The sequence below is a fragment of the Lysinibacillus sp. FSL P4-0201 genome, from assembly GCF_038593425.1.
GTDB lineage: Bacteria > Bacillota > Bacilli > Bacillales_A > Planococcaceae > Lysinibacillus > Lysinibacillus capsici.
Window position 1 is genome coordinate 123,060 of the sequence record NZ_CP151995.1, and the last position, 22,469, is coordinate 145,528.

The window sequence follows — 22,469 nt, forward strand, 5'->3', positions numbered from 1 at the left end:
CCATTTATGAGTGATTATTTAGTAAGAGGTTTAGGATTTAATGGACAAGTTCGTGTGTTTGCAGCACGTACAACAGCCACAGTAGGAGAAGTGCAACGCCGTCACGATACATGGCCAGTTGTATCAGCAGCTTTAGGTCGTTCAATGACAGCGGCAGTTATGATGGGAGCCATGCTAAAAGGTGAAGAGAAAATCACTATTAAAATTGAGGGCAACGGTCCAATTGGCCCAATGGTAATTGATAGTAATGCACATGGAGAAGTGCGTGGATTTGTGACAAACCCTCATGTACACTTTGATTTAAACGAGCAAGGTAAGCTAGATGTTCGAGCAGGTGTTGGAACAGAAGGTGCTCTTACAATTGTTAAAGACCTTGGTTTAAGAGATATGTTTTCAGGACAAACACCAATTGTTTCAGGCGAAATTGCTGAAGATTTTACTTATTATTTTGCTACATCTGAGCAAGTACCATCATCTGTAGGTTTAGGCGTATTAGTTAATCCAGACAACACTATTCTTGCAGCTGGCGGATTTATACTTCAATTAATGCCAGGTTGTGAGGAAGAAACGATAACTGAAATTGAGCAACACCTTGCTACAATAGAGCCTGTTTCCAAAATGATTGAAAAAGGCTTTACACCAGAGCAAATTTTAGAAGCTGTATTAGGAAATGGACATCTACAAATTTTAGATTCCATGCCAGTTGAATTTAAATGTCAATGTTCAAAAGAGCGGTTTGGTGCGGCAATTTTAGGTCTAGGAACAGCAGAGATTAGAGAAATGATTGATGAGGACGGCGGTGCAGAGGCACAATGTCACTTCTGCTTAGAGACATATAGCTTTTCTAAAGATGAGCTAGAAGGGTTTATCGATGAGCTCAACGCGTAATCGGCGACCTTCAACCAATGTAACACCAAACCAAACTCCTTTATTGCAACGTCGTTTAAAGACAAAGCCTGCTTTAGCTGTCATAGCCGTTTTGTTATTAGGAAATGTATTATGGTTCATTAGTTGGTTGATCCCGAACAAAGGTCAGGAAATTGGTAGCGACGAACAAGTCGCTGCCATTGACGGGGATGTTATCACACGCCAAGAGTGGATGATTGCTATGGAAGAACGATATGGTAAAGAAACACTCCAAAATTTAGTAAATGAAACGGTAATGGAAAAGGCCGCAAAAACATATAAAATTAAAGTTACTGATAAAGAAATTGATCTTGAATTAGCGTTAATGCGATCTGCTCAAGATAAGTATGATACAGCCATGCAAAATCTTTCGGCAGAGCAACTACGCCAAAAGATTCGATCACAGCTTATATTGGATAAGGTACTCACTAAAGATGTAGTGATAGAGGAAGAAAACGTTGAAAAGTATTATGAGGAAAATCAAGGCTTATATAATACAAAAACAAGCTATCGTACGAATTTTATTGAGGTCGATTCAAAAAAAGCTGCTGATGAGGCACTGGGTGAATTAAAAAATGGCTCTGATTTTACAGTGCTGGCACGAGAAATTTCTGTTGATAGTGCTTCAGCGAGTTTAGGAGGGGATATTGGTTTCCTTACAGAAAATCAGGAAAATGTAGACCCTGCAATTATTAATACTGTAAAATCACTAAAGGCAGATGAGGTAAGTAAAGCCTTTAAGTTAGATAATGGTCATTATGGCATTGTTCAAGTACAAGAGATATTAGAAGGACAATCCTTTACATATGACGATGTGAAAGAACATATTGAGCGAGAATTAGCTTTAGAGCAATTACCGCAATCTGTTACGCCAGAAGCATTTTGGTCGGAATTTAATGCTACTTGGTATTATGGAGAGACTAAAAAAGAAAAATAATACATGAAGAGAGTCTGCAGGTTTTGCGGGGTAAAATGAGTCTGATCAAACTTACAGGCATTCGTAGTGAATTACCCAATAAATGCAGGTTCTTTTTCTTTAGTGAGGATAAGATTTTTCCTTTTCATAGCAATGATAAATATTCTGAAAATATTAGTTTTATTTATTGACAATCGAATGGAAAAATTGATAAAATACAAAATAAGTAAAACCTATAAAAATAGTAGGGATTGGGAGTGGATTAGTAAATGAGTAGATTAGCAAACTCGGTAGCTGAATTAGTTGGTAAAACACCAATTGTAAAATTAAATCATGCAACAAGTGAAAATGAAGGTACTGTGTATGTAAAATTAGAATATTTTAATCCGGGAAGCTCGGTGAAAGACCGTCTAGCTTTAGCTATGATTGAAGCTGCGGAAAAAGACGGGACATTAAAACCTGGTGGTACGATTATTGAGCCGACATCTGGTAATACAGGTATTGGTCTTGCAATGATTGCAGCTGCTAAAGGTTATAAAGCCATTCTAGTTATGCCAGAAACTATGAGCTTAGAGCGTCGTAATTTATTACGTGCTTATGGTGCAGAGCTTGTATTAACACCTGGTCCAGCAGGTATGAAAGGTGCAATTGCTAAAGCAGAAGAACTATCTGAAGAACATGGCTACTTCCTACCACAACAATTTACAAATCCTGCGAACGCGGTAATTCACCGTTTAACAACAGGCCCAGAAATTGTAGAAGCATTTGATGGCCTGGCACTCGATGCTTTTGTAGCTGGTGTCGGCACTGGTGGTACAATTACTGGTGCTGGTGCGGTCTTAAAAGAAAAGTATCCAAACATTGAAATCATTGCAGTTGAACCAAAGGATTCACCAGTTCTTTCTGGTGGTCAACCAGGGCCTCATAAAATTCAAGGAATTGGCGCTGGATTTGTACCAGCAGTTTTAGATACAGAAGTCTATTCTTCAGTATTCCCTGTTGAGAATGAGGTTGCTTTTGAAGTAGCACGTAAAGTAGCACGTGAAGAAGGAATCCTATGTGGTATTTCATCTGGTGCTGCAATCTATGCTGCAATTGAAGCGGCAAAACGTTTAGGTAAGGGTTCGAATGTCCTTGCTATTGTACCTTCTAATGGTGAACGTTATCTATCAACACCTTTATATCAATTTGAAGACTAATTCAATTTTTTTATGTAAGGGCTCCTTTATAAAGGGGCCCTTTTTTAGTGTGAAAACTAGGGCACTATGAAAATTATAAAAACATTCGCTTCTATGTAATAATCAAGTTAAGATGGAATCACATCATATGTTTAAAGGGGAAAAATAACTTGAAAACAATACTTACAAAAACATTAACGATGGATGCAGATTCATTTTTTTATAGCTATAAAAGGCAGACAGAGACGCAGCAAGCGCATGTGTTTTTAGAGAGTGGACGTGGTGGACATTTTTCAATAGCTGCGTGGAATCCATTAGCTACCGCACGATCAGTAGAGGGTGGGCTTTTCGTAAATTGGAGAAACGGCAGACAGGAAGTTTTACAAGGGGAGTCCCTCGACTTACTGGAAGAGCTTGTGGCGGAATATCAGGTTTCTTATAATGCAGAGCTACCTGTTTTTCAGGGAGGGGCTATTGGATTTGTGTCGTATGATTATGCTCGTAAAATCGAGGAGCTTCCTAATACGGCAACAGATGATTTACAAGTGCCTGATATCTATTATTATATCTTTGATTGCTGGGCCGTACATGATGTGAAAACGAATACAGTGACACTTATGAAGTTAGAAGAGAATGAGGTTAACTTGGAAGAATGGGCTAACATCTGGCAGGTTGCTGCACAGGCTGGATTAGACGCGCGCAAATTTGAGAAAACAACTGCTATAGAAGTTAAGAATGATGAAAATGAGTTGCTTGTTTCATTTGCGGGCGGCGATTTCAAGGCAGCAGTTAAAAAAATCCAAACGTATATCGCACAAGGCGATGTCTTTCAGGTGAATTTATCTGTTCGTCAGTCTAAGAAACTCAATGCAAATTCACTAGATGTCTATGAGGCACTACGAGCGTTTAATCCGTCGCCATATATGGCTTATATTGAAGCACCTGATTTTTCTGTTGTTTCTGGATCGCCAGAGTTACTAGTCAAGCGTCAAGGCAATGAGTTGTCGACGAGACCAATCGCTGGCACTCGACCAAGAGGGAAGTCGGAAGAGGAAGATTTAGCGTTGGCTCAAGAATTAATTGATAATGATAAAGAGCGTGCTGAGCATGTGATGTTAGTGGATTTAGAGCGCAATGATTTAGGACGCGTATCCACCTATGGAACAGTGGAAGTGGATGAGTTTATGGTCATTGAGCGCTATTCACATGTTATGCATATCGTTTCGAATGTGCGTGGAGAAATAGCAGAAGGTAAAACGAATGCAGATGTTATTCGTGCGATGTTCCCAGGTGGGACAATTACAGGAGCGCCAAAAATTCGCACTATGGAAATTATTGAAGAATTGGAGCCTGTACGACGTGGTTTATATACAGGCTCAATCGGCTGGCTAGGCTTTACAGGTGATATGGAGTTTAATATTGTAATCCGTACAGCGTTTGTAAAAGATGGGGTTGCGCATATTCAAGCTGGAGCAGGCATTGTCATTGACTCTGTTCCGGAAAGAGAGTATCAGGAATCTTTAAATAAAGCGAAGGCAATGTGGCAGGCAAAGGCAATGGCAGAGGAGCGAGTATTATGATTTTGATGATCGATAACTATGATTCATTTATTTATAACATCGTCCAATATTTGGGTGAATTTGGTCATGACATAGTAGTAAAACGTAATGATGTTATTACAGTAGAAGAAATAGAACAACTTTCGCCAGATATGATTGTTATTTCTCCAGGGCCATGTAGTCCAAATGAGGCGGGGGAAAGCCTGAACATTATTAAATATTTCGCGGGAAATATTCCGATTTTAGGAGTTTGTCTTGGACATCAGGCGCTTGCACAAGTGTTTGGTGGTCATGTCATACAAGCGGAACGTTTAATGCATGGGAAGACATCACCCGTGCTGCATGCTGAAGTGGGTTTGCATAAAGGCATGCCAAATCCATTCCAAGCAACTCGCTATCATTCTCTTATTGTAGAAAAGGAGACATTACCAGCGTGTCTAGAAGTAACAGCTTGGACAGAAGAAGGAGAAATTATGGGTTTACGTCATAAGGAATATCCTATTGAGGGTGTACAATATCATCCGGAATCCATTATGACAGAGCAAGGGAAACAACTTCTTCGCCAATTTATAGAAATGTATATAGAAGGAGTGAAATAGATGCAGTGCTGGATGAACGGAAACTATATGGCGGCCCAGGATCTGAGAATTTCGCCATTTGATCATGGATTTTTATATGGATTAGGATTTTTTGAAACGTTCCGAACATATGGTGGTCAGGTATTTTACTGGGAAGCACATATGGAAAGATTACAGCATGCTTTATCACAATATCACATTCATTTAAACTATCCTGAAAGTGTATTACTTGAGGCTGTGCAACAACTAAATCAACTTGCTGGCGGTCAGGATGGTTACTTCCGTTTAAATGTATCTGCGGGTGAACATAATATTGGATTACAGCCAACAGAATATAGACAACCTAATACCATCATTTTTCGCAAGGAACTTCAAGACACACCGCGTGGTACTGAAAAGTTTGCACAATGGCTTACCATACCACGCAATACACCTGAACAAGCATTTCGTGTTAAATCGCACCATTACGGCAATAACGTGCTTGGTCGCTTTGAAATGCCATCACTGGCTCAACAAGAAGGTTTCTTTTTAACAGAATCAGGCTATGTAGCTGAAGGTGTGACATCAAATATATTTTGGATAAAAAATGATATACTATATACGCCTTCTTTGGAGACAGGTATTTTACCAGGAATTATTCGTGCATGGGTTATAGAAAAGGCTAGTGCGCTAAACCTTGATGTACAGGAAGGCTTTTATACAAAAGAGGATTTACTACAAAGTACGGAATGCTTCATTACCAATTCAGTACAAGAACTTGTGCCTATTAGTAGCTTGGCGAACCAGCGATTTTTAGGCAATAAAGGACCTATTTATTCCATTTTGCATAGCGCATTTGTTCAAGAAGTGGAACGAGGATAGAAGGAGCGTTTACATGCTAGAAAAATATACGAAACCATTAACGATTAATGGTATTACATTAGACTATAGACAAGAAACATTTGTTATGGGGATTCTAAATGTTACACCGGACTCCTTCTCTGATGGAGGAAAGTATAACAATGTGGAGGCTGCAGTTACTCAAGCAAAAAAAATGGTGGCTGAAGGAGCAAAAATTATCGATGTAGGTGGAGAGTCTACACGTCCTGGGTACGAACGAATTTCAGATGAAGATGAAATTGCACGCATCGTTCCTGTTATTCGAGCGTTAGCACAAGAAGTAAAGGTCATTATTTCAGTTGATACGTATAAAGCAAGTGTGGCGCGTGCCGCAATTGAAGCCGGCGCACATATTATCAATGATATTTGGGGAGCAAAGGCAGAACCAGAAATTGCTCAGGTTGCTGCAGACTTACATGTTCCAATCATTTTAATGCATAACCGTGAAAATATGGATTATGGTGTTGATTTTTGGACGACTGCAAAGGCAGATTTAGAAAAAAGTATTGCCATTGCACAGCGAGCGGGAGTTCCCGATCATCATATCATCTTAGACCCAGGTATCGGCTTTGCTAAAAATACTGCACAAAATATAGCCATGATGCAACACTTATCGGATTTAGTGGCTATGGGCTATCCCGTATTATTAGCAACATCACGTAAATCAATGATAGGTAATGTCTTGAACTTACCTGTTGAGGAGCGTCTGGAAGGGACAAGCGCCACAGTGGTTTATGGAATTGAAAAGGGTTGTCATATGATAAGAGTTCATGATGTAAAGGAAATGGCGCGGGCAACGTATATGACGGATGTATTAGTGGGTAAACGTTTGTTTAAGGAGGAAGCGTGATGGATTATATTCATTTAAAGGACATGCAGTTTTATGGTTATCATGGTGTATTAGCAGCTGAAACCACTCTAGGCCAACGCTTTCGAGCAAATGTTTCGCTTGCAGTAGACATGACAAAAGCCGGTGAAACGGATGATCTTTCTTATACCGTAAATTATGCAGAGGTATATGCGTTATGTCGGGATATTGTAGAGGGTGAACCGTTTAAGCTTATTGAGGCTCTTGTTGTGAAAATAGCAAATGTGATTTTAGCAACCTATCCTGATAAAGTAAAAGGAGTTCGTGTAGAGCTTATTAAACCAGACCCACCTATTCATGGTTATTATAAAGAAGTCTCTGTTGAGGTTACGAGGGGGGATTTCTAATGAAGGATGTCTATTTATCTATCGGAACAAATATGGGGGAGAGATATGAGAATCTTCAGCATGCAGTAGACCTTTTAAAAGAAAAGAAGGAACTAGAGTTGATTCGTGTTTCATCTGTTTTTGAAACAGCTGCTGTAGGTTATACGGATCAGGCAGATTTTTTAAATATAGCTGTTCATCTAAAAACAGCTATATCGTCTGTTGAGATGTTGAATATTTGCCAAGAAATCGAACGGGAATTAGGGCGTGTAAGAGAATTCCGCTGGGGCCCAAGAGTTATTGATCTTGACATTTTACTTTACAATCAAGAGAATATTGAAACGGAGAACTTAATTGTTCCTCATCCAAGAATGTACGAGCGAGCGTTCGTCCTAGTACCACTTGTAGAGATCACACCATCACCTTTCGATGAACAGCTACAACAAGCGCATGATCTGTTACGGCAAATGGATTGTGAAAAGGAAGGTGTAATCTTCTGGAACCACTTTAATGAGCCGTCAGCGGTGAATTAAGTATTTGTATAGGTATGATTTATCAGCGTATAGCATTAACGATAGATAGAGAAAATAGGTAAAGCCTATAGAGGAGGAAGAAAAACGTTGGGTCAGTCAACAGAGAAGCCATTTCAAATTGGCGATATTGTCATGGACAACCGAGTAGTATTAGCGCCAATGGCTGGGATTTGTAACTCTGCTTTCCGATTAACGGTTAAGGAGTTTGGGGCAGGTCTCGTATACGCTGAAATGATTAGTGATAAGGGCATTGTCCAAAAAAATGAAAAAACATTAGGTATGCTTTATATCGATGAACGTGAAAATCCTCTTTCACTGCAAATCTTTGGTGGAGATAAAGAAACCTTAGTGGAAGCAGCGAAATATGTGGATGAAAATACGACTGCTGATATTATTGATATCAACATGGGGTGTCCTGTTAATAAAATTATAAAATGTGAAGCGGGAGCACGTTTACTACTTGATCCTAATAAAGTATATGAGATGGTAGCGGCTGTTGTGGATGCTGTTAAAAAGCCTGTTAGCGTAAAAATGCGTATTGGTTGGGATGAAGAACATATCTTTGCGATTGAAAACGCTCAAGCTGTTGAGCGTGCAGGTGCAGCTGCAGTAGCAGTTCATGGTCGTACACGTGTACAAATGTATGAGGGTAAAGCGAACTGGGATTATATTCGTCAAGTAAAGGAAAATGTCAGCATCCCTGTGCTTGGTAACGGTGACGTGGAAACACCCCAAGATGCTAAACGTATGCTGGAAACTACAGGTGTAGATGCAGTAATGATTGGACGTGCTGCTTTAGGTAATCCATGGATGATCTATCGTACGGTTCAATACCTAGCAACTGGTGAATTAAAAGAAGAGCCAAGTGTACGAGAAAAAATGGACGTATGTTTACTGCACTTTGAACGACTTCTTCAATTAAAAGGGGAAGGAATTGCAGTACGGGAAATGCGCAAGCATGCATCATGGTATTTAAAAGGAATTCGAGGTAATGGTAAGGCCCGCAACGCTATTAACCAAACAGAAACTGCGGCAGAACTTCGGGTACTATTAAATAGTCTTGTACAGGAGTATGAAGAAAGCGAATCTAAATTAATTGTTCCAGAAGTTAAAGAATTAATGATATAGTTTTTATTATGGGCGTCTCTATAATTTGATAGAGGCGCCTTTTCAGCAGCACTTTTAATTTTTAGAATTATTAATTATTTTGTGTTGGATTGAAAATAAATTGAAACAGATGATTACAGCACTAAAATTGTGTACAATAGAAATATTATGGACGTAAACGCGGACAATTTACTTAAGGAGTGAAACAAGTGTCAAATATAGAAGAATTAAATGATCAACTATTGGTGAGACGCCAAAAGATGACAACGATACTAGAAAATGGACAAGACCCATTTGGAAGCCGTTTTGAGCGTACACATTTATCAACAGAAGTACGTGATCAATTTGCAGATCAAACAAAAGAACAGCTTGAGGAAAACCTTCAAGAGGTAATTATTGCGGGCCGTATTATGACGAAACGTGGTAAAGGAAAAGCTGGCTTTGCACATATTCAAGATTTAAATGGTCAAATTCAAATTTATGTTCGTCAAGATCATGTAGGCGAAGAAGCGTATGAATTATTTAAACAAGCTGATTTAGGAGATATCGTGGGTGTGCGTGGTAACGTGTTCCGTACACAAGTGGGAGAACTTTCTGTAAAGGCTGAGGAATTCACATTCCTTACAAAAGCGCTACGTCCTATGCCAGAGAAATTCCACGGCTTACAGGATGTTGAGCAACGTTATCGTCAACGTTATCTAGATTTAATGACAAACGAAGATAGCAAAAAGACATTTATCACGCGTTCGAAAATTATTCGTGCAATCCGAAATTATTTAGATAATGCTGGATACTTAGAAGTAGAAACACCAATGCTTCACACAATTGCAGGTGGCGCAGCAGCTCGTCCATTTATTACGCATCACAATGCCCTTGATATGGAATTATATATGCGAATTGCCATCGAATTGCATTTAAAACGTTTAATAGTTGGTGGTTTAGAGAAAGTTTACGAGATCGGACGTGTGTTCCGTAATGAAGGGATTTCTACACGCCACAACCCTGAATTTACAATGATTGAACTATATGAAGCATATGCTGATTATCAAGATATCATGTCTCTAACTGAAAACCTTATTGCACATGTTGCTCAAGAAGTTCTCGGTACAACTTCTGTTCAATATGGTGAAGATGAAATCAACCTTGCTGTAGGCTGGAAACGAGTTCATATGGTTGACGCTGTAAAAGAGGCAACAGGTGTAGACTTCTGGCAGCCGATGACAAAAGAACAAGCACAAGCACTTGCTAAAGAGCATGGAGTTGAAGTGAAGGATGTTCACGAAGTAGGTCATATTATCAATGAATTCTTCGAACAGAAAGTAGAAGAGACGCTTGTACAGCCTACATTTGTATATGGTCACCCTGTAGAAATCTCACCTCTTGCAAAGAAAAATCCAGAGGACGAGCGTTTTACAGATCGCTTTGAGTTATTTATCGTTCGTCGTGAGCACGCCAATGCCTTCACAGAGTTAAATGACCCTATCGACCAACGCCAACGCTTTGAAGCACAATTAGCAGAAAAAGAAGCAGGTAATGATGAGGCACATGAAATGGACAATGATTTCATTGAAGCATTAGAATACGGTATGCCTCCAACAGGTGGTTTAGGTATAGGTATTGACCGTTTAATTATGCTACTAACAAATTCACCATCAATTCGTGATGTATTATTGTTCCCAACAATGCGTCATATTACAAAATAAATTACTGCGTAGGCTCTTTATAGAGCTGCTAAAGAGCATTCAATGAATTAAGAGGAGAATTCACAGGATAGGTGAGTTCTCTTCTTTTTGCTCAATGAAAAAAATTAAGTTGTTTAAACGTAGATTATATTTAGGTTATACTTTTATAGTTCTATGTTTTTCAAATCAAATACAATAAGTATAAAAAGAAGTATTTTATTGGGGGCTTATAATGAATTACAAAATTATTAACAAACAAGTATTTGAACAGGCACAATTACGTTCTGTTTCTGATGTTCCATTTACGGAGGAAGAGCTCGAGCATGGTATGAAATTAGTCGTTGCTAAAAAAGACGAGAATCTTACTTTATATTTAGTAGAAATAGATGGCCATAAGAAATTTGATGTTCGTTGGGACGATTCTTCTGAAATCTTTAGTGGCTGGTATTCTGCATGGGATAACTTCTTGTGGTGCTTAAATATAGTTGACCCTCAAGGTAATGAAATAAAATAGGGACTATTAGAAATAAGCAGGCGCTAAAGTACTTCTACTTTAGCGCCTGCTTATTTTCATAATGCAATTTTTAAAAACCTTCTTTGACCTAAACAACTAATTAGATTTGTAGTTTTATTTAGGAAGTAATTTTACACTAAGTTTTATGAGCTATATTTAACTTGAAAAGTAAGTAGTATTTTAATTTAAGATATTGAGATTTAATAGAAAGAGATGTATAGTAAAACAAATAATAAATAAGGAAAGATACTATGATTTACGATTCTCGTAAATACACAAATTTGCTTATTAAAGCAAGTTTGTTAAATTAAATTAGATTTTGTATAAAAAACACTTGCGAAGTTTTTTCTAACGTGATAAATTATTACTTGTCGTTAAGACGATGCAATTAACAACATTGAACTTCAAAAACAATTTGAAAAAAAGATGTTGACATGAATAATTGATTATAATACAATTTAAAAGTTGTCTCCGCTGATTTGAAAAAACATTTTAAAAAAAGTGTTGACAACAAAGTGAAGAAATGTTATAATTTAAAAGTTGCTGTCGAGAGATGGTTGCTAAATGAACCTTGAAAACTGAACAAGCAAAACGTAATCAATAAAGTTTTAAGTAGCTAGTTTTGCTAGTGAACAAAACAAAAATTTTGGACATCAAACATGATGCCAGCAAAATTTGAGCTAATCAAATTTCTTTTATGGAGAGTTTGATCCTGGCTCAGGACGAACGCTGGCGGCGTGCCTAATACATGCAAGTCGAGCGAACAGAAAAGGAGCTTGCTCCTTTGACGTTAGCGGCGGACGGGTGAGTAACACGTGGGCAACCTACCCTATAGTTTGGGATAACTCCGGGAAACCGGGGCTAATACCGAATAATCTCTTTTGCTTCATGGTGAAAGACTGAAAGACGGTTTCGGCTGTCGCTATAGGATGGGCCCGCGGCGCATTAGCTAGTTGGTGAGGTAACGGCTCACCAAGGCGACGATGCGTAGCCGACCTGAGAGGGTGATCGGCCACACTGGGACTGAGACACGGCCCAGACTCCTACGGGAGGCAGCAGTAGGGAATCTTCCACAATGGGCGAAAGCCTGATGGAGCAACGCCGCGTGAGTGAAGAAGGTTTTCGGATCGTAAAACTCTGTTGTAAGGGAAGAACAAGTACAGTAGTAACTGGCTGTACCTTGACGGTACCTTATTAGAAAGCCACGGCTAACTACGTGCCAGCAGCCGCGGTAATACGTAGGTGGCAAGCGTTGTCCGGAATTATTGGGCGTAAAGCGCGCGCAGGCGGTCCTTTAAGTCTGATGTGAAAGCCCACGGCTCAACCGTGGAGGGTCATTGGAAACTGGGGGACTTGAGTGCAGAAGAGGAAAGTGGAATTCCAAGTGTAGCGGTGAAATGCGTAGAGATTTGGAGGAACACCAGTGGCGAAGGCGACTTTCTGGTCTGTAACTGACGCTGAGGCGCGAAAGCGTGGGGAGCAAACAGGATTAGATACCCTGGTAGTCCACGCCGTAAACGATGAGTGCTAAGTGTTAGGGGGTTTCCGCCCCTTAGTGCTGCAGCTAACGCATTAAGCACTCCGCCTGGGGAGTACGGTCGCAAGACTGAAACTCAAAGGAATTGACGGGGGCCCGCACAAGCGGTGGAGCATGTGGTTTAATTCGAAGCAACGCGAAGAACCTTACCAGGTCTTGACATCCCGTTGACCACTGTAGAGATATAGTTTCCCCTTCGGGGGCAACGGTGACAGGTGGTGCATGGTTGTCGTCAGCTCGTGTCGTGAGATGTTGGGTTAAGTCCCGCAACGAGCGCAACCCTTGATCTTAGTTGCCATCATTTAGTTGGGCACTCTAAGGTGACTGCCGGTGACAAACCGGAGGAAGGTGGGGATGACGTCAAATCATCATGCCCCTTATGACCTGGGCTACACACGTGCTACAATGGACGATACAAACGGTTGCCAACTCGCGAGAGGGAGCTAATCCGATAAAGTCGTTCTCAGTTCGGATTGTAGGCTGCAACTCGCCTACATGAAGCCGGAATCGCTAGTAATCGCGGATCAGCATGCCGCGGTGAATACGTTCCCGGGCCTTGTACACACCGCCCGTCACACCACGAGAGTTTGTAACACCCGAAGTCGGTGAGGTAACCTTTTGGAGCCAGCCGCCGAAGGTGGGATAGATGATTGGGGTGAAGTCGTAACAAGGTAGCCGTATCGGAAGGTGCGGCTGGATCACCTCCTTTCTAAGGATTATTTCGGAATACAAACCTTGGGTTTGTAAGATTACGTTTTGCGTTCAGTTTTGAAGGTTTATTCTATCTGAATGAAACACTTCAAAACTTGTTCTTTGAAAACTGGATAAAACGACATTGAAATTGTAACAAACACATTTATTTTTTAAGTTTTTTATAGGCTTAATAACTTGGTTAAGTTATTAAGGGCGCACGGCGAATGCCTTGGCACTAGGAGCCGAAGAAGGACGGCACTAACACCGATATGCTTCGGGGAGCTGTAAGTGAGCTTTGATCCGGAGATTTCCGAATGGGGGAACCCACTACGTTTAATCGCGTAGTATCTTGACGTGAATACATAGCGTCTTGAAGGCAGACCCAGGGAACTGAAACATCTAAGTACCTGGAGGAAGAGAAAGAAAAATCGATTCCCTGAGTAGCGGCGAGCGAAACGGGAAGAGCCCAAACCAAGAGGCTTGCCTCTTGGGGTTGTAGGACACTCTATACGGAGTTACAAAAGAGCGAGTTAGATGAAGCGACTTGGAAAGGTCCGCCAGAGCAGGTAAAAGCCCTGTAGTCGAAAGTTCGTTCTCTCCTGAGTGGATCCTGAGTACGGCGGAACACGTGAAATTCCGTCGGAATCCGGGAGGACCATCTCCCAAGGCTAAATACTACCTAGTGACCGATAGTGAACCAGTACCGTGAGGGAAAGGTGAAAAGCACCCCGGAAGGGGAGTGAAAGAGATCCTGAAACCGTGTGCCTACAAGTAGTTAGAGCCCGTTAATGGGTGATAGCGTGCCTTTTGTAGAATGAACCGGCGAGTTACGATTACGTGCGAGGTTAAGCTTTAGAAGGCGGAGCCGCAGCGAAAGCGAGTCTGAATAGGGCGAAATAGTACGTGGTCGTAGACCCGAAACCAGGTGATCTACCCATGTCCAGGGTGAAGGTGAGGTAACACTTACTGGAGGCCCGAACCCACGCACGTTGAAAAGTGCGGGGATGAGGTGTGGGTAGCGGAGAAATTCCAATCGAACTTGGAGATAGCTGGTTCTCTCCGAAATAGCTTTAGGGCTAGCCTCGTGATGAGAATACTGGAGGTAGAGCACTGTTTGGACTAGGGGGCCATCCCGGTTTACCGAATTCAGACAAACTCCGAATGCCAGATATTTATACACGGGAGTCAGACTGCGAGTGATAAGATCCGTAGTCAAAAGGGAAACAGCCCAGACCACCAGCTAAGGTCCCAAAGTAATCGTTAAGTGGAAAAGGATGTGGCGTTGCACAGACAACCAGGATGTTGGCTTAGAAGCAGCCATCATTTAAAGAGTGCGTAATAGCTCACTGGTCGAGTGACGCTGCGCCGAAAATGTATCGGGGCTAAACGATTCACCGAAGCTGTGGATTGACATCTACGATGTCAGTGGTAGGAGAGCGTTCTAAGTGCGTTGAAGTCAGATCGGAAGGACTGGTGGAGCGCTTAGAAGTGAGAATGCCGGTATGAGTAGCGAAAGACGGGTGAGAATCCCGTCCACCGTATGACTAAGGTTTCCTGAGGAAGGCTCGTCCGCTCAGGGTTAGTCGGGACCTAAGCCGAGGCCGATAGGCGTAGGCGATGGACAACAGGTTGATATTCCTGTACCACCTCCTCACCGTTTGAGAAATGGGGGGACGCAGTAGGATAGGGTAAGCGCGCCGTTGGTTGTGCGCGTCCAAGCAGTAAGGCGTGTGTGTAGGCAAATCCGCACACTGTAACGTTGAGCTGTGATGGCGAGTCCGTATGGACGAAGTTCCTGATTTCACACTGCCAAGAAAAGCCTCTATCGAGGTGAGAGGTGCCCGTACCGCAAACCGACACAGGTAGTCGAGGAGAGAATCCTAAGGTGTGCGAGAGAACTCTCGTTAAGGAACTCGGCAAAATGACCCCGTAACTTCGGGAGAAGGGGTGCTCTTGAGCGTGCAAGCGCATGAGAGCCGCAGTGAATAGGCCCAGGCGACTGTTTAGCAAAAACACAGGTCTCTGCAAAACCGTAAGGTGACGTATAGGGGCTGACGCCTGCCCGGTGCTGGAAGGTTAAGAGGAGTGGTTAGCGCAAGCGAAGCTGCGAATTGAAGCCCCAGTAAACGGCGGCCGTAACTATAACGGTCCTAAGGTAGCGAAATTCCTTGTCGGGTAAGTTCCGACCCGCACGAAAGGCGTAACGATCTGGGCACTGTCTCAACGAGAGACTCGGTGAAATTATAGTACCTGTGAAGATGCAGGTTACCCGCGACAGGACGGAAAGACCCCGTGGAGCTTTACTGTAGCCTGATATTGAATTTTGGTACAACTTGTACAGGATAGGTAGGAGCCAGAGATCTCGGAGCGCCAGCTTCGAAGGAGGCGTCGGTGGGATACTACCCTGGTTGTATTGAAATTCTAACCCATGCCCCTTAGCGGGGCAGGAGACAGTGTCAGGCGGACAGTTTGACTGGGGCGGTCGCCTCCTAAAAGGTAACGGAGGCGCCCAAAGGTTCCCTCAGAATGGTTGGAAATCATTCGTAGAGTGTAAAGGCACAAGGGAGCTTGACTGCGAGACCTACAAGTCGAGCAGGGTCGAAAGACGGGCTTAGTGATCCGGTGGTTCCGCATGGAAGGGCCATCGCTCAACGGATAAAAGCTACCCCGGGGATAACAGGCTTATCTCCCCCAAGAGTCCACATCGACGGGGAGGTTTGGCACCTCGATGTCGGCTCATCGCATCCTGGGGCTGTAGTCGGTCCCAAGGGTTGGGCTGTTCGCCCATTAAAGCGGTACGCGAGCTGGGTTCAGAACGTCGTGAGACAGTTCGGTCCCTATCCGTCGTGGGCGTAGGAAATTTGAGAGGAGCTGTCCTTAGTACGAGAGGACCGGGATGGACACACCGCTGGTGTACCAGTTGTCTTGCCAAAGGCATCGCTGGGTAGCTATGTGTGGACGGGATAAGTGCTGAAAGCATCTAAGCATGAAGCCCCCCTCAAGATGAGATTTCCCATTACGCAAGTAAGTAAGATCCCTCAAAGACGATGAGGTAGATAGGTTCGAGGTGGAAGTGTGGTGACACATGGAGCTGACGAATACTAATCGATCGAGGACTTAACCAAAAAAGTTTGAAACATTCAATGCGCCGTTTATTCAGTTTTGAAAGAACAAGTAAGTTTAAAAAAAGCTTGCATTTATACTGAAATATGGTATAATAAATCTTGTCTTTTAATAAGTCTAGTGATGATGGCAAAGAGGTCACACCCGTTCCCATACCGAACACGGAAGTTAAGCTCTTTAGCGCCGATGGTAGTTGGGGGCTTCCCCCTGTGAGAGTAGGACGTCGCTAGGCATAATACCCAGGAGGATTAGCTCAGCTGGGAGAGCATCTGCCTTACAAGCAGAGGGTCGGCAGTTCGAGCCCGTCATCCTCCACCATATGCCGGTTTAGCTCAGCAGGTAGAGCAACTGACTTGTAATCAGTAGGTCGTGGGTTCGATTCCTATAGCCGGCACCATTTTTTCGAGCCATTAGCTCAGTTGGTAGAGCATCTGACTTTTAATCAGAGGGTCGAAGGTTCGAGTCCTTCATGGCTCACCATTTATAAATAATAATAAGCGGGTGTGGCGGAATTGGCAGACGCACTAGACTTAGGATCTAGCGCCGCAAGGCGTGGGGGTTCGACTCCCTTCACCCGCACCATTATTTTAATTGCCAGATAAAAAAACTTATGCACATGCGGAAGTAGTTCAGTGGTAGAACACCACCTTGCCAAGGTGGGGGTCGCGAGTTCGAACCTCGTCTTCCGCTCCAAATGTGCCGGGGTGGCGGAACTGGCAGACGCACAGGACTTAAAATCCTGCGGTAGGTGACTACCGTACCGGTTCGATTCCGGTCCTCGGCACCATTTTAAATGCGCCCGTAGCTCAATTGGATAGAGCGTCTGACTACGGATCAGAAGGTTATGGGTTCGACTCCTGTCGGGCGCGCCATAAGAACAACGGGAAGTAGCTCAGCTTGGTAGAGCACTTGGTTTGGGACCAAGGGGTCGCAGGTTCGAATCCTGTCTTCCCGACCATTTCCTAAAATAAAAATATGGGGCCTTAGCTCAGCTGGGAGAGCGCCTGCCTTGCACGCAGGAGGTCAGCGGTTCGATCCCGCTAGGCTCCACCAATTCAATTACATGAACCTTGAAAACTGAACAAGCAAAACGTAATCAATAAAGTTTTAAGTAGCTAGTTTTGCTAGTGAACAAAACAAAAATTTTGGACATCAAACATGATGCCAGCAAAATTTGAGCTAATCAAATTTCTTTTATGGAGAGTTTGATCCTGGCTCAGGACGAACGCTGGCGGCGTGCCTAATACATGCAAGTCGAGCGAACAGAAAAGGAGCTTGCTCCTTTGACGTTAGCGGCGGACGGGTGAGTAACACGTGGGCAACCTACCCTATAGTTTGGGATAACTCCGGGAAACCGGGGCTAATACCGAATAATCTCTTTTGCTTCATGGTGAAAGACTGAAAGACGGTTTCGGCTGTCGCTATAGGATGGGCCCGCGGCGCATTAGCTAGTTGGTGAGGTAACGGCTCACCAAGGCGACGATGCGTAGCCGACCTGAGAGGGTGATCGGCCACACTGGGACTGAGACACGGCCCAGACTCCTACGGGAGGCAGCAGTAGGGAATCTTCCACAATGGGCGAAAGCCTGATGGAGCAACGCCGCGTGAGTGAAGAAGGTTTTCGGATCGTAAAACTCTGTTGTAAGGGAAGAACAAGTACAGTAGTAACTGGCTGTACCTTGACGGTACCTTATTAGAAAGCCACGGCTAACTACGTGCCAGCAGCCGCGGTAATACGTAGGTGGCAAGCGTTGTCCGGAATTATTGGGCGTAAAGCGCGCGCAGGCGGTCCTTTAAGTCTGATGTGAAAGCCCACGGCTCAACCGTGGAGGGTCATTGGAAACTGGGGGACTTGAGTGCAGAAGAGGAAAGTGGAATTCCAAGTGTAGCGGTGAAATGCGTAGAGATTTGGAGGAACACCAGTGGCGAAGGCGACTTTCTGGTCTGTAACTGACGCTGAGGCGCGAAAGCGTGGGGAGCAAACAGGATTAGATACCCTGGTAGTCCACGCCGTAAACGATGAGTGCTAAGTGTTAGGGGGTTTCCGCCCCTTAGTGCTGCAGCTAACGCATTAAGCACTCCGCCTGGGGAGTACGGTCGCAAGACTGAAACTCAAAGGAATTGACGGGGGCCCGCACAAGCGGTGGAGCATGTGGTTTAATTCGAAGCAACGCGAAGAACCTTACCAGGTCTTGACATCCCGTTGACCACTGTAGAGATATAGTTTCCCCTTCGGGGGCAACGGTGACAGGTGGTGCATGGTTGTCGTCAGCTCGTGTCGTGAGATGTTGGGTTAAGTCCCGCAACGAGCGCAACCCTTGATCTTAGTTGCCATCATTTAGTTGGGCACTCTAAGGTGACTGCCGGTGACAAACCGGAGGAAGGTGGGGATGACGTCAAATCATCATGCCCCTTATGACCTGGGCTACACACGTGCTACAATGGACGATACAAACGGTTGCCAACTCGCGAGAGGGAGCTAATCCGATAAAGTCGTTCTCAGTTCGGATTGTAGGCTGCAACTCGCCTACATGAAGCCGGAATCGCTAGTAATCGCGGATCAGCATGCCGCGGTGAATACGTTCCCGGGCCTTGTACACACCGCCCGTCACACCACGAGAGTTTGTAACACCCGAAGTCGGTGAGGTAACCTTTTGGAGCCAGCCGCCGAAGGTGGGATAGATGATTGGGGTGAAGTCGTAACAAGGTAGCCGTATCGGAAGGTGCGGCTGGATCACCTCCTTTCTAAGGATTATTTCGGAATACAAACCTTGGGTTTGTAAGATTACGTTTTGCGTTCAGTTTTGAAGGTTTATGAAATTCAATAAAACTTCCAAGAGGGCCTATAGCTCAGCTGGTTAGAGCGCACGCCTGATAAGCGTGAGGTCGATGGTTCGAGTCCATTTAGGCCCACCATATATACCTCTTGGGGCCTTAGCTCAGCTGGGAGAGCGCCTGCCTTGCACGCAGGAGGTCAGCGGTTCGATCCCGCTAGGCTCCACCATTTTTTTGTTCTTTGAAAACTGGATAAAACGACATTGAAATTGTAACAAACACATTTATTTTTTAAGTTTTTTTATAGGCTTAATAACTTGGTTAAGTTATTAAGGGCGCACGGCGAATGCCTTGGCACTAGGAGCCGAAGAAGGACGGCACTAACACCGATATGCTTCGGGGAGCTGTAAGTGAGCTTTGATCCGGAGATTTCCGAATGGGGGAACCCACTACGTTTAATCGCGTAGTATCTTGACGTGAATACATAGCGTCTTGAAGGCAGACCCAGGGAACTGAAACATCTAAGTACCTGGAGGAAGAGAAAGAAAAATCGATTCCCTGAGTAGCGGCGAGCGAAACGGGAAGAGCCCAAACCAAGAGGCTTGCCTCTTGGGGTTGTAGGACACTCTATACGGAGTTACAAAAGAGCGAGTTAGATGAAGCGACTTGGAAAGGTCCGCCAGAGCAGGTAAAAGCCCTGTAGTCGAAAGTTCGTTCTCTCCTGAGTGGATCCTGAGTACGGCGGAACACGTGAAATTCCGTCGGAATCCGGGAGGACCATCTCCCAAGGCTAAATACTACCTAGTGACCGATAGTGAACCAGTACCGTGAGGGAAAGGTGAAAAGCACCCCGGAAGGGGAGTGAAAGAGATCCTGAAACCGTGTGCCTACAAGTAGTTAGAGCCCGTTAATGGGTGATAGCGTGCCTTTTGTAGAATGAACCGGCGAGTTACGATTACGTGCAAGGTTAAGCTTTAGAAGGCGGAGCCGCAGCGAAAGCGAGTCTGAATAGGGCGAAATAGTACGTGGTCGTAGACCCGAAACCAGGTGATCTACCCATGTCCAGGGTGAAGGTGAGGTAACACTTACTGGAGGCCCGAACCCACGCACGTTGAAAAGTGCGGGGATGAGGTGTGGGTAGCGGAGAAATTCCAATCGAACTTGGAGATAGCTGGTTCTCTCCGAAATAGCTTTAGGGCTAGCCTCGTGATGAGAATACTGGAGGTAGAGCACTGTTTGGACTAGGGGGCCATCCCGGTTTACCGAATTCAGACAAACTCCGAATGCCAGATATTTATACACGGGAGTCAGACTGCGAGTGATAAGATCCGTAGTCAAAAGGGAAACAGCCCAGACCACCAGCTAAGGTCCCAAAGTAATCGTTAAGTGGAAAAGGATGTGGCGTTGCACAGACAACCAGGATGTTGGCTTAGAAGCAGCCATCATTTAAAGAGTGCGTAATAGCTCACTGGTCGAGTGACGCTGCGCCGAAAATGTATCGGGGCTAAACGATTCACCGAAGCTGTGGATTGACATCTACGATGTCAGTGGTAGGAGAGCGTTCTAAGTGCGTTGAAGTCAGATCGGAAGGACTGGTGGAGCGCTTAGAAGTGAGAATGCCGGTATGAGTAGCGAAAGACGGGTGAGAATCCCGTCCACCGTATGACTAAGGTTTCCTGAGGAAGGCTCGTCCGCTCAGGGTTAGTCGGGACCTAAGCCGAGGCCGATAGGCGTAGGCGATGGACAACAGGTTGATATTCCTGTACCACCTCCTCACCGTTTGAGAAATGGGGGGACGCAGTAGGATAGGGTAAGCGCGCCGTTGGTTGTGCGCGTCCAAGCAGTAAGGCGTGTGTGTAGGCAAATCCGCACACTGTAACGTTGAGCTGTGATGGCGAGTCCGTATGGACGAAGTTCCTGATTTCACACTGCCAAGAAAAGCCTCTATCGAGGTGAGAGGTGCCCGTACCGCAAACCGACACAGGTAGTCGAGGAGAGAATCCTAAGGTGTGCGAGAGAACTCTCGTTAAGGAACTCGGCAAAATGACCCCGTAACTTCGGGAGAAGGGGTGCTCTTGAGCGTGCAAGCGCATGAGAGCCGCAGTGAATAGGCCCAGGCGACTGTTTAGCAAAAACACAGGTCTCTGCAAAACCGTAAGGTGACGTATAGGGGCTGACGCCTGCCCGGTGCTGGAAGGTTAAGAGGAGTGGTTAGCGCAAGCGAAGCTGCGAATTGAAGCCCCAGTAAACGGCGGCCGTAACTATAACGGTCCTAAGGTAGCGAAATTCCTTGTCGGGTAAGTTCCGACCCGCACGAAAGGCGTAACGATCTGGGCACTGTCTCAACGAGAGACTCGGTGAAATTATAGTACCTGTGAAGATGCAGGTTACCCGCGACAGGACGGAAAGACCCCGTGGAGCTTTACTGTAGCCTGATATTGAATTTTGGTACAACTTGTACAGGATAGGTAGGAGCCAGAGATCTCGGAGCGCCAGCTTCGAAGGAGGCGTCGGTGGGATACTACCCTGGTTGTATTGAAATTCTAACCCATGCCCCTTAGCGGGGCAGGAGACAGTGTCAGGCGGACAGTTTGACTGGGGCGGTCGCCTCCTAAAAGGTAACGGAGGCGCCCAAAGGTTCCCTCAGAATGGTTGGAAATCATTCGTAGAGTGTAAAGGCACAAGGGAGCTTGACTGCGAGACCTACAAGTCGAGCAGGGTCGAAAGACGGGCTTAGTGATCCGGTGGTTCCGCATGGAAGGGCCATCGCTCAACGGATAAAAGCTACCCCGGGGATAACAGGCTTATCTCCCCCAAGAGTCCACATCGACGGGGAGGTTTGGCACCTCGATGTCGGCTCATCGCATCCTGGGGCTGTAGTCGGTCCCAAGGGTTGGGCTGTTCGCCCATTAAAGCGGTACGCGAGCTGGGTTCAGAACGTCGTGAGACAGTTCGGTCCCTATCCGTCGTGGGCGTAGGAAATTTGAGAGGAGCTGTCCTTAGTACGAGAGGACCGGGATGGACACACCGCTGGTGTACCAGTTGTCTTGCCAAAGGCATCGCTGGGTAGCTATGTGTGGACGGGATAAGTGCTGAAAGCATCTAAGCATGAAGCCCCCCTCAAGATGAGATTTCCCATTACGCAAGTAAGTAAGATCCCTCAAAGACGATGAGGTAGATAGGTTCGAGGTGGAAGTGTGGTGACACATGGAGCTGACGAATACTAATCGATCGAGGACTTAACCAAAAAAGTTTGAAACATTCAATGCGCCGTTTATTCAGTTTTGAAAGAATA

Annotated in this window: 12 protein-coding genes, 11 tRNA genes and 5 rRNA genes; all 28 read left to right on the forward strand. The window is 44.6% G+C overall.

Going from position 1 to position 22,469, the window contains the following annotated elements; all coding sequences use genetic code 11:
- The first annotated feature begins 6 nt into the window (after positions 1 to 6).
- Complete coding sequence (gene hslO / locus MKY76_RS00580) at positions 7 to 888, forward strand: Hsp33 family molecular chaperone HslO (protein WP_009373570.1); 882 nt, start codon at positions 7 to 9, stop codon at positions 886 to 888.
- Positions 872 to 1,843, forward strand: coding sequence for a peptidyl-prolyl cis-trans isomerase (locus MKY76_RS00585; RefSeq protein WP_048395323.1), 972 nt, complete (start codon positions 872 to 874; stop codon positions 1,841 to 1,843). The genes hslO and MKY76_RS00585 overlap by 17 nt, the downstream gene beginning before the upstream one ends.
- Before the next feature lie 248 nt (positions 1,844 to 2,091).
- On the forward strand, positions 2,092 to 3,021 hold the full coding sequence (gene cysK / locus MKY76_RS00590; RefSeq protein WP_259951240.1) for a cysteine synthase A: 930 nt from the start codon (positions 2,092 to 2,094) through the stop codon (positions 3,019 to 3,021).
- A 179-nt stretch (positions 3,022 to 3,200) separates the two neighbouring features.
- Entirely contained in the window at positions 3,201 to 4,580 is a 1,380-nt protein-coding gene (pabB, locus tag MKY76_RS00595) for an aminodeoxychorismate synthase, component I (protein WP_342557882.1), read from the forward strand.
- Positions 4,577 to 5,158 (forward strand): aminodeoxychorismate/anthranilate synthase component II, encoded by a 582-nt coding sequence (gene pabA / locus MKY76_RS00600; protein ID WP_048395320.1) that lies wholly within the window; start codon positions 4,577 to 4,579, stop codon positions 5,156 to 5,158. Before pabB ends, pabA begins: the two co-directional genes overlap by 4 nt.
- Complete coding sequence (pabC, locus tag MKY76_RS00605) at positions 5,159 to 5,998, forward strand: aminodeoxychorismate lyase (protein WP_103117256.1); 840 nt, start codon at positions 5,159 to 5,161, stop codon at positions 5,996 to 5,998. It abuts the gene before it with no gap.
- Positions 5,999 to 6,011: 13 nt separating this feature from the next.
- The gene (folP, locus tag MKY76_RS00610) at positions 6,012 to 6,866 is read left to right on the forward strand and encodes a dihydropteroate synthase (protein ID WP_112116970.1); all 855 of its coding nucleotides are present in this window, start codon (positions 6,012 to 6,014) and stop codon (positions 6,864 to 6,866) included.
- Positions 6,866 to 7,231: a dihydroneopterin aldolase gene (gene folB / locus MKY76_RS00615; RefSeq protein ID WP_004229125.1), complete on the forward strand. Its 366-nt coding sequence runs from the start codon at positions 6,866 to 6,868 to the stop codon at positions 7,229 to 7,231. Before folP ends, folB begins: the two co-directional genes overlap by 1 nt.
- Positions 7,231 to 7,743 (forward strand): 2-amino-4-hydroxy-6-hydroxymethyldihydropteridine diphosphokinase, encoded by a 513-nt coding sequence (gene folK / locus MKY76_RS00620; RefSeq protein ID WP_342557250.1) that lies wholly within the window; start codon positions 7,231 to 7,233, stop codon positions 7,741 to 7,743. The genes folB and folK overlap by 1 nt, the downstream gene beginning before the upstream one ends.
- A gap of 87 nt (positions 7,744 to 7,830) precedes the next feature.
- The gene (dusB, locus tag MKY76_RS00625; protein WP_319839799.1) at positions 7,831 to 8,871 is read left to right on the forward strand and encodes a tRNA dihydrouridine synthase DusB; all 1,041 of its coding nucleotides are present in this window, start codon (positions 7,831 to 7,833) and stop codon (positions 8,869 to 8,871) included.
- A 179-nt stretch (positions 8,872 to 9,050) separates the two neighbouring features.
- The gene (lysS, locus tag MKY76_RS00630; protein WP_175400778.1) at positions 9,051 to 10,553 is read left to right on the forward strand and encodes a lysine--tRNA ligase; all 1,503 of its coding nucleotides are present in this window, start codon (positions 9,051 to 9,053) and stop codon (positions 10,551 to 10,553) included.
- 211 nt (positions 10,554 to 10,764) lie between these two features.
- Positions 10,765 to 11,046: a hypothetical protein gene (locus tag MKY76_RS00635; protein WP_048395308.1), complete on the forward strand. Its 282-nt coding sequence runs from the start codon at positions 10,765 to 10,767 to the stop codon at positions 11,044 to 11,046.
- Positions 11,047 to 11,740: 694 nt separating this feature from the next.
- Positions 11,741 to 13,292, forward strand: a 16S ribosomal RNA gene (locus tag MKY76_RS00640).
- 181 nt (positions 13,293 to 13,473) lie between these two features.
- Positions 13,474 to 16,401, forward strand: a 23S ribosomal RNA gene (locus MKY76_RS00645).
- Between the two features lie 114 nt (positions 16,402 to 16,515).
- Positions 16,516 to 16,631: ribosomal RNA gene (rrf, locus tag MKY76_RS00650) — 5S ribosomal RNA — on the forward strand.
- A 10-nt stretch (positions 16,632 to 16,641) separates the two neighbouring features.
- A tRNA-Val gene (locus tag MKY76_RS00655) sits at positions 16,642 to 16,717 on the forward strand.
- Positions 16,718 to 16,720: 3 nt separating this feature from the next.
- Positions 16,721 to 16,796: transfer RNA gene (locus MKY76_RS00660), tRNA-Thr, on the forward strand.
- 7 nt (positions 16,797 to 16,803) lie between these two features.
- A tRNA-Lys gene (locus MKY76_RS00665) sits at positions 16,804 to 16,879 on the forward strand.
- Between the two features lie 17 nt (positions 16,880 to 16,896).
- A tRNA-Leu gene (locus MKY76_RS00670) sits at positions 16,897 to 16,981 on the forward strand.
- A gap of 36 nt (positions 16,982 to 17,017) precedes the next feature.
- A tRNA-Gly gene (locus tag MKY76_RS00675) sits at positions 17,018 to 17,092 on the forward strand.
- 5 nt (positions 17,093 to 17,097) lie between these two features.
- Positions 17,098 to 17,186, forward strand: a tRNA-Leu gene (locus MKY76_RS00680).
- Between the two features lie 8 nt (positions 17,187 to 17,194).
- Positions 17,195 to 17,271 (forward strand) — tRNA-Arg (locus tag MKY76_RS00685).
- 9 nt (positions 17,272 to 17,280) lie between these two features.
- Positions 17,281 to 17,357: transfer RNA gene (locus MKY76_RS00690), tRNA-Pro, on the forward strand.
- A 19-nt stretch (positions 17,358 to 17,376) separates the two neighbouring features.
- Positions 17,377 to 17,452: transfer RNA gene (locus MKY76_RS00695), tRNA-Ala, on the forward strand.
- Positions 17,453 to 17,592: 140 nt separating this feature from the next.
- A 16S ribosomal RNA gene (locus tag MKY76_RS00700) occupies positions 17,593 to 19,144 on the forward strand.
- Between the two features lie 94 nt (positions 19,145 to 19,238).
- Positions 19,239 to 19,315, forward strand: a tRNA-Ile gene (locus tag MKY76_RS00705).
- Positions 19,316 to 19,327: 12 nt separating this feature from the next.
- Positions 19,328 to 19,403, forward strand: a tRNA-Ala gene (locus MKY76_RS00710).
- A gap of 90 nt (positions 19,404 to 19,493) precedes the next feature.
- Positions 19,494 to 22,421: ribosomal RNA gene (locus tag MKY76_RS00715) — 23S ribosomal RNA — on the forward strand.
- The 16S, 23S and 5S rRNA genes sit together here with 11 tRNA genes alongside, the layout of an rRNA operon.
- Positions 22,422 to 22,469 lie beyond the last annotated feature (48 nt).